The organism is Flavobacterium sp. (assembly GCF_031422135.1).
GTDB lineage: Bacteria > Bacteroidota > Bacteroidia > Flavobacteriales > Flavobacteriaceae > Flavobacterium.
In genome coordinates this window covers 77525-84639 of sequence record NZ_JANOQD010000126.1, presented here as the reverse complement: position 1 = coordinate 84639, position 7115 = coordinate 77525, and the positions used below count along the sequence as shown (strand labels likewise).

At 29.6% G+C, this 7115-nt stretch carries 6 protein-coding genes and 1 other RNA gene; 3 read left to right on the top strand and 4 right to left on the bottom strand.

What is annotated here, in order from left to right:
* Positions 1–5 precede the first annotated feature (5 nt).
* Positions 6–315: RNase P RNA component class A (gene rnpB / locus RMO70_RS16870), an RNA gene on the bottom strand.
* Positions 316–619: 304 nt separating this feature from the next.
* Here rnpB and dnaX point away from each other — a divergent pair.
* The 3 genes from dnaX to RMO70_RS16855 all read left to right on the top strand — a co-directional run bounded on the left by dnaX (position 620) and on the right by RMO70_RS16855 (position 3104).
* Complete coding sequence (gene dnaX / locus RMO70_RS16865; RefSeq protein WP_310557611.1) at positions 620–1705, top strand: DNA polymerase III subunit gamma/tau; 1086 nt, start codon at positions 620–622, stop codon at positions 1703–1705.
* Between the two features lie 269 nt (positions 1706–1974).
* The gene (locus tag RMO70_RS16860; protein WP_310557610.1) at positions 1975–2412 is read left to right on the top strand and encodes a DNA polymerase III subunit gamma/tau; all 438 of its coding nucleotides are present in this window, start codon (positions 1975–1977) and stop codon (positions 2410–2412) included.
* Positions 2413–2654: 242 nt separating this feature from the next.
* Positions 2655–3104, top strand: coding sequence for a GNAT family N-acetyltransferase (locus RMO70_RS16855; RefSeq protein WP_310557609.1), 450 nt, complete (start codon positions 2655–2657; stop codon positions 3102–3104).
* A gap of 15 nt (positions 3105–3119) precedes the next feature.
* Here RMO70_RS16855 and RMO70_RS16850 read toward each other — a convergent pair whose 3' ends face one another.
* Genes RMO70_RS16850 through RMO70_RS16840 form a run of 3 tightly spaced genes read right to left on the bottom strand, consistent with a single transcriptional unit; the run spans position 3120 to position 7032 of the window.
* The gene (locus RMO70_RS16850) at positions 3120–5501 is read right to left on the bottom strand and encodes a TonB-dependent receptor domain-containing protein (RefSeq protein WP_310557608.1); all 2382 of its coding nucleotides are present in this window, start codon (positions 5499–5501) and stop codon (positions 3120–3122) included.
* A 19-nt stretch (positions 5502–5520) separates the two neighbouring features.
* Positions 5521–6573, bottom strand: coding sequence for a serine hydrolase domain-containing protein (locus RMO70_RS16845; RefSeq protein WP_310557607.1), 1053 nt, complete (start codon positions 6571–6573; stop codon positions 5521–5523).
* Positions 6574–7032, bottom strand: a complete 459-nt coding sequence (locus RMO70_RS16840; protein WP_310557606.1) for a nuclear transport factor 2 family protein — start codon at positions 7030–7032, stop codon at positions 6574–6576.
* Between the last annotated feature and the right edge of the window lie 83 nt (positions 7033–7115).

Here is a 7115-nt window from a genome sequence, read left to right as displayed (position 1 = left end):
AAAATAAAAAAAGCAGACCTATAAGCCGGATTCTGTATCTCGATTGCTCGAAACCCTTATCATTTATCTAGACTTGCAATTACTCACAAGTTCAAGCTGTCTACCCTTCAACAACGAACGAGAAGCCCTTAAATGCTGATATACTTGACATTTCACCGCATAGAGTTTACCTGGTTTCACTACAGCATTATCTGTACATACTTTCTGTTGCACTTGTCCTAATCTTACGACCGACGGGCGTTACCCGCTATGCTTCTCTTTGGTGTCCGGACTTTCCTCCCTCAATAAATTGACGACGATAAGGCGGTCTGCTGGTGCAAAAGTAGTTTTTTTAGGAGCTAATCCCGCTATCCGTTGCAATCTTTTTTTTAAATGTCACACTTCGACAAGCTCAGTGTGACATTTAAAAAAAAGGATTTCCACTTCTATCAGGGCTATGGGAGAAACCTGCCAAATTAATTCCTATTTTTAAATTTTGGGATTTATTTTCTAAAATTTACATCGACTTAGACAAGCTCAGTCTGACATCTATAAAAATTTGACTTTTGAAATTGTTTTTTGAAATTGAAATTGCTTTTTGGAATTTTAACTTCTATATTTGCTTTCGAATAAAAATTCTATGGAACAATTTGTAGTATCGGCCCGCAAATATCGTCCGCAAACGTTTAAAGACGTTGTGGGACAACAAGCCATTACCAATACTTTACTCAATGCCATAGAAACCAATCACCTTGCCTCTGCCCTATTGTTTACTGGCCCTCGTGGTGTAGGAAAAACAACTTGTGCGAGGATTCTTGCCCGAAAAATAAATCAAGAAGGTTACGACGATCCGTATGAAGATTTTGCCTTTAATGTTTTTGAACTTGATGCGGCATCTAACAACTCGGTAGATGATATTCGTAATTTGATAGACCAAGTTCGCATTCCGCCACAAACAGGAAAATACAAGGTTTATATCATCGACGAGGTGCATATGTTGTCTTCTGCGGCATTCAACGCTTTTTTGAAAACGCTGGAAGAACCGCCTAAACACGCCATATTTATTTTGGCTACGACCGAAAAACATAAAATTATTCCGACGATTTTATCTCGTTGTCAAATATTTGATTTTAAACGAATTACGGTAAAAGATGCTAAAGAACATCTAGCAGAAATTGCTAAAGAACAAGGAGTAGCCTTTGAAGACGATGCTTTGCACATTATTGCACAAAAAGCTGATGGAGCTATGCGAGACGCTTTGTCTATTTTTGATAGAGTGGTTTCTTACTGTGGAAACAACCTAACTCGTCTGGCTGTAACTGAAAATCTAAATGTGCTTGATTATGAAACTTATATTGGTATAACTGATTTAATTTTGGAAAATAAAATTCCAGAATTATTATTAGCTTACAATGATATTTTATCCAAAGGTTTCGATGGACATCATTTTGTGGCAGGATTGGCATCACATTTCAGAGATTTATTAGTTTCTAAAACGCCATCAACCATTTCCTTACTTGAAGTTGGCGAGCAAGCACAAAAAATGTATTATGCACAATCGCAAAAAGCCTCACAAGAATTTCTTTTGCAAGGAATTGAAATTGCCAATGATTGTGATTTAAAATATAAAGTGTCCCAAAATCAGCGATTACTAGTTGAACTTTGCCTTATGCAGCTTGCCTCTATCACTTTTGATGGAGAAAAAAAAAAGTTGACAAATTTATAATTCCACCTACATATTTTAGGAATAATGGATATTCTATTTCAGAAAAAATAAATGTCAATGTCAATAGCAATGTCAAAAATCAAAATTTAATTGCTGAAATTGAAATTCAAAAAGAGAAAAATCAAATCGAAGATGATGAAAAGTCTCCAGAGGATATAAATAATATCGAAATTACAAATTTAGAAATAGAGGAAGTTGAAAAAGTTACTCAAAAAATCCAAAATCCTAATTCTCAATTCCTAAATCAAAACAAAGTTTCTGCTTTATCAATGTCGAGTATTCGTACCAAAAAACAACTAGAAGCACAACTCAAACCACAGGAAAAGCACCACGACGAATTACCTACAGAGCCATTTACTGAAACCCAAATGCTAGAACAATGGATAAAATATGCTAATAGATTGGGTGACAAAGGTTATAAGATATTAGAATCTTTATTATTGCTTAATGATCCAAAACTGGAAGGTACAACGATTATTCACGAATTGCCAAACGAGAGTTCAAAAATAGATTTTGAAGGAGAGAAACACGATTTATTAGGTTATATTCGAGGGAAATTGCACAACCACAACATTACCATCGAAATTAGGATAAACGAAACTATTGAAGTCAAAAAAGCTTTTACGGTTCAAGAAAAATACGAACGCTTGAAAGGGTTGAATCCAGCTTTAGAATTATTGAAAAAAACTTTTGATTTGGATTTGTAAAAAAGTATCAAATTAGTTAATTAATTCAAGTTGCTAGTTAATTTTTTTATAGAAATCATAATCAATGACTTGATAATAGTAGTGAAAATTAGTGCAAGTTAGATTGATAATATCCATTTTATGAAACACAGATTTTAGAAATTTCTAAAATTTCTAAAATCTGTGTCAAAAAAACGATTCTATTTCTATTGTTGATTTAAATTTATTTATAGCTTAATTAATTAGCAACTTATATTAATTAAATGAAAATCAAAAAAGCAAATCCAAAAGACCATTTGATTTTAACTGAAATAACAAAAAAATCAAAAGCATATTGGGGATATTCCGAACAACAAATTTTGAAATGGAATGATAATCTGACAATTTCAGAAGATTATATTAAAAATAATTTTACTTTTAAGTTATTAAATGATAAAAAAATTATTGGCTATTATTCGTACCTAATCAAAGAAAATGTTGTTGTAAAATTGGATAACTTATTTGTATTGCCTGAATATATTGGAAAAGGATTTGGAAAATATTTAATTAATGATTTTTTTAACCGAATTAAGAAAGGCAAATTTGAAAAAATAACGCTTAATTCAGAACCAAACGCTGAAAAATTTTATCAAAAAATTGGATTCACAAAAATTGGAGAGTTAGAAACTTCCATAAAAAATAGATTTATGCCGATTATGGAACTAGATCTTTAAAACATCAGTACTCTTTTATTTTGCTCGACTATTCTCTGATTCTCCTGTAGCCTTCTTTTTATAAGTAGTTTTTGTAAGTTTTCCAAAATTGTATGACAATGCAAGCCGTAAATAATTGGTATTGAATTTTCGATTGTAATATATTTGAGTTTCACCCACATTATAATCGCCAGAAGGAAAAGCTGTGTGAAATATATCATTGGCGATTAATCTGCATTTTAATGATTTATTAAGAAAACTTTTTTCTAAACCAATAGTTATATTCCATCTGCTTCTATCATAATATAAGCCAGAATATTTTTCGCCAAGATACCAAGCTAATAATTCAATATTAAATAAATTTGGGATTTTAAAAGTAGTATTGGTATATAAATAAAGTTGAGGCTGTGGCGTTAAAATTTGAAAGTTGAATTGATCGTCTTTTAAATCAGTATAATTAAAACTTAAATTGTTTGTTGAAGTCAACCAATCAGTACTAAAACTTTTAGAAATTGTCAAAAAATAATTGTTGCGGTTTTTTAAATTAATCCCTTTTAAAACATAACTATTTGGCTCACTACCTCTTAAAGCTGCTCCGTTAATTGGATCTGTACTATAATCATAGCCTATTTTTAAGCTATAACTTTTATATTTAGTATTCATTTCTATAGAATGAGCTTTTTCTGGAACCAAATCTGGATTACCTTGAATAGAAGTAAATGGATCTTGATATATAAGATTAGGATTAAGTGCTCTATATTGTACCCTGTTTATTCTGGAAGAATAAGAAGTATTTAAACTCAGTTCATCAGACAGTTTTATGTTTAATGACGCACTAGGGAATGCATTCCAATAATTTTTTGCTATTGATTGTAACTTTTTTTCAGATTCAACAATCAGTAAATAATCGGTTGTTTCTGTTCTTAAGCCTACGGAATAATTTATTTTACTATTCCATTTGCCTTTATAATTTATATACGTTGCTGCAATAGTTTCTTCATACCTAAAGCTATTGGAAAGTAAATCAACTTGCGTAAAGTTTTGTCCATTGGTTGAAGTAAAAAAATCTAAAACAGAATTGTTACTGGCGTTACTAATTCTAGCTCCAATTTCTATCATATCATCATTTTTAAATGCTTTTGTAAAATCTAATTGAGCATTTGAAAAAGCTATTTTAAAATTAGTTAAGTTTTTTAAGACATTAAATGAAGTTAAACTTTCCTCCCGTTTTTCATCAATAAGATCATTAATGTTGTAGCTATAAATAACATATTGTGTACCTATAAACAAAGAAGATCCCAATGTATCAAGCACCGAATTGTAGTTTACTGATATAGAATTATTATAAGTTGTATTGTCTTTTTTTATATCGCTAGTATATAAACCTAATCCAGAATTAGTGGTAATTTGATTAAAACTAATTTGATTTCCTCCCAATTTTTCAAGAAAACCATTGTATTCTGCCGAAATATAGCTTTTATCATTTATTTCATATTGTAAACCTACTCCATAATTAGAATAATTGTTTAAATCTCTATTCCATTCTGTTTTTAAATTGGAGTTAAAAAATTCATTTTGCGCTTCTCTTTTTCTAGTTGTTTTTAGTACTTCTCTATCTTTACCCGATTGAATTGAATAATTTCCCAATAAAGAAAATTTGCCATATTTATAGTTTAAATCACTACTTGTAAAAGTGTTAAATCCTGCATAATTTGAATAACTAGTATTCTGTTTTATAGAACCATTGTATCCATCATCACTATTTTTTTTAGTTTTAATATTCAAAACAGCTCTGCCTTCTGCTTCATATTTGGCTGAAGGATTAGATATAACTTCGATTTTATCTATTTGGGAAACTGGAATTGAAGCAAATTGCTCGTCGGTAATTCGTCTTCCATTCAAATAGATAATTGCCTGTCCTTTGCCAAAAATCGAAACGCTATTTCCATCTAAAATAATACCTGGCGTTTTACTTAATATCTCATTTAGTGAATTACTTTCTGAAAGCAACGTATTTGAAACTTTGACTTCAACTGTGCCATTGGCTTTTTGAATAATTGTTGGATTTTTTACTGCAATTTTGACTTCATCTAGGAGAGAAGAGCGCATTTTTACTTCAATAACTCCTAAATCGATTACTGCTTTTCCTTTATATTTTACTTTTAGGAAAGTATCTTCAAATTCCAATGAAGTTAATTTTAAAATTATCTCTTCATTATTTAAGTTACCTACTAGAAATTTTCCATCCAAAAAACTATTTCCTTTAATGAAAGTTGAATCTATGGAAGACAAGACTAGTACATTGCCAAAAAGTAATTCTTTATTAGAATTCGTAACTTTTGCAGTTATTGAATTTATGGTTTGTGAATTTGAAAGGACTGAAAAAAAGAAAAGGAAGTATATAAACATTCTTTGCATAAACTTATTTTTTTATTTTTTAATTAACCATTATTGCAATGTTATTAACCACTTCGTTAATTCCGTTTAGTTTTTCAGTTGGGATAAGCATTCCGTTAGCTAGTAATATGATAGTTAAATTTTTATCTGGAAATTTTCTGAAAGCAGTCGCAACACCTCCTGAAAAACCATAAGATGTTTGTTCGTTAACTTTTATTAAATCCAATCCGTAACAAAAATATCTTTGCTTTTTATAATCAAATGGTGTTAGCAATTGTTTCTTTGTTACTTCTGAAATAAAAATTCCTTCGTCAAATTTTTTATTCCAATCAATAAAACTGTTCAAGGTTAAGTTAAGCCCAGCAGTTCCGTACATATACTCTGGAAAGTTCCAATTTCTTTTCAAAAAATAATTATCATTTTCACGTTTCATATAACCATAACTCAAGTTCTGTATAACTTTTAAATTATTTCCTTCAAATACCACCAAGTTTTTAGAAGAAGGAAATTGGGTTTCAATTATATATTCACTTAACGTTTTTCCAACTATCTTTTTTAGAATACGGCTTAAAACCCAAAAGTTAGTTTGATTGTAATCGAACTCATTGCCACTGCTAAATTTTATAGAATCTTTATAAACTTTACTTTTTGCTACTTCTTCATCTCTGTCGGTTTCATAGGCAACTATATCTGGTAATCCTGACGAATGAGTAAGTAAATGTTTAATTTTTACATTTTTCCAATCTTCGGGCAAATCATCTAAAAAATCGGAAATTGTATTTTCTAAAGACATCTTTTTTTGTTCAATTAATTGATGAATTGTAATAACAGAAAAAACTTTTGTTGTAGAAAATAAAGGAAATAAGGTGTTTTCATTTACAAGCACTGAATATTCAACATTAGCAACTCCATAATACCTTTTATGAATTATTTTGCCATTTTTGATAACTGCTAATGCTACACCTGGCAAATTATATTGCTCTTGAACTTTTGAAATATAACTATCAATATCATTATTGAGTTTAGTATTAGTTTGTGCGTTTATTTCCAAAATAGAAAATAGACTTATTATTAAAAGTAATGGCAGTCTCATTTATTCTTGTTTTTTACCTTTTTCTATATTTGTTGAAATTTTATCCACAATAAACCACTCGTTATTAATTTTCATCATATTAAAATAATCTGTAAATAATCGTTGTGGTGTTTCTATTTCACATTTTGCTGAAGCAATGTTTGCTGTAACATCAATCGTGACAATTTTACCTTTTGTGTTTTCTATTTTTGGTCGAAGCTTGAATCTACCCAAATAATTTTTTCTATCAATTACTATTACTTGATTGTCTTTTATATTTTTTAAGTTGCAAGTTGCGTGCATAGTTTTTCCAAGTTTTAATGAATCACCAGTCATCCATCCATCAAAATAGGTTTCAATGGTTTTTTCGATAAGCTTTTTTTCTTGGATCAAATTATCAGAAGTTTCAGTTTTATTTTGTGCATTTGTAGAAAATACAAAACATAAAAAAGGAATAAGGCATAAGGATACTCTTTGCATAATTTTAATTTTTAAAATTGTTTCTGCAAAGATGCTAAGTCAAACTTAAATGAAGGTACAAGAATTATAAAATGGTAGTACGG